This is a genomic window from Mesorhizobium sp. M7A.F.Ca.US.006.04.2.1 (genome assembly GCF_004022915.1).
Lineage (GTDB): Bacteria > Pseudomonadota > Alphaproteobacteria > Rhizobiales > Rhizobiaceae > Mesorhizobium > Mesorhizobium ciceri.
In genome coordinates this window covers 1-942 of record NZ_RZQA01001389.1, presented here as the reverse complement: position 1 = coordinate 942, position 942 = coordinate 1, and the positions used below count along the sequence as shown (strand labels likewise).

Annotated in this window: 2 protein-coding genes and 1 pseudogene; 1 reads left to right on the top strand and 2 read right to left on the bottom strand. The window is 63.7% G+C overall.

Going from position 1 to position 942, the window contains the following annotated elements:
* Nucleotides 1-184: 184 nt before the first annotated feature.
* Entirely contained in the window at nucleotides 185-418 is a 234-nt protein-coding gene (locus EN925_RS37525; RefSeq protein WP_244506945.1) for a DUF982 domain-containing protein, read from the top strand.
* Nucleotides 419-484: 66 nt separating this feature from the next.
* Here EN925_RS37525 and EN925_RS37520 read toward each other — a convergent pair whose 3' ends face one another.
* Both EN925_RS37520 and EN925_RS41305 read right to left on the bottom strand, forming a co-directional pair.
* A complete protein-coding gene (locus tag EN925_RS37520; protein WP_013532262.1) occupies nucleotides 485-637 on the bottom strand; it encodes a hypothetical protein in 153 nt (50 codons plus the stop codon).
* A 176-nt stretch (nucleotides 638-813) separates the two neighbouring features.
* Nucleotides 814-942, bottom strand: a pseudogene (locus EN925_RS41305) (aldo/keto reductase); the annotation flags it as partial.

Genomic DNA, 942 nt, shown 5'->3' with positions numbered 1-942 from the left:
GGCTGGTGACGTCGCTCGCCAACGATCGGCGCGGTCTTCGCGCCAGAGGCTTTGCCGTCGTTGCTGCTTAAGGCGGATGAAGGGGCGCAAAGCGGCGTCTGGACGTGTGCGCACTTTCGCCCTCGCTTCGCAGACGCCGATGGCGTAAGGAGCGGCGATGGAAAACAACCGATTTGAAACACCTGTGACTGTGAAGTCAGTCGCGGCGGGAAGCACTCAGCTCTTGCGCACGGCGCGTGAGGCTTCCGACTACCTCCTCAACAGCTGGCCCGGCAAGCGCAGCCCCAAGCATCGCGCGGCCCTGCAGGCCTGCCATGACGCACTCGCCGGCGACAAGCCGGCGATGAACGCCAGGCGCGCCTTCATTGCGGCGGCGCGCGAAGTGGACGTCTTTGTCAGCGACAAGGCGCCGGCCTGACACAAGGCGACATCCGAGGCGGCAATCCGGATTGAGGCACGGCCCGCATCTGCGGGCCTTTTGCCGTCACTTTGCCGTTTCGGTTTCGGCTTCAGTCTCGTCTTCGGGCTTCGAACGTTCCCTCGCTGCAACCTTGGCTGCCAGCTTCTCGGCCTTCTTGGCCGCCTTCTGGCGGTCGCGTTCCTTGCGTTCCTGATCGTAGTTTGGTGGTCGCGCCATATCGGCTCCTTTTTCACTGCCTCGCGGCTCTGGTCCTGCCTAGGAGCATTAGCCGTCAAACACAACAGCTGAAGCGATAGTGCGTCGATGATGGCCAGGCTTGCAAGATGCGCGCCGCAATGATGGGGCCACGCCCATCATTGCGGCGGCGATACCTATCGCCGTCGATTTGCCGATCAGATGCCGCTTCGGTCAATCACCAGATCGGCGGCACCAAAGCGGTCCTTTGCCGTCAGCTGCTGGTGCCAGTAGGGATAGAGCAAGGGCGGCCGGCTGACCGCGTCGAGGCGCTCGCGCTCCTCGCC

Coding starts and splice junctions, on each gene's coding strand:
- EN925_RS37520 (WP_013532262.1), bottom strand. CDS start 637: ATGGCGCGACCACCAAACTACGATCAGGAACGCAAGGAACGCGACCGC.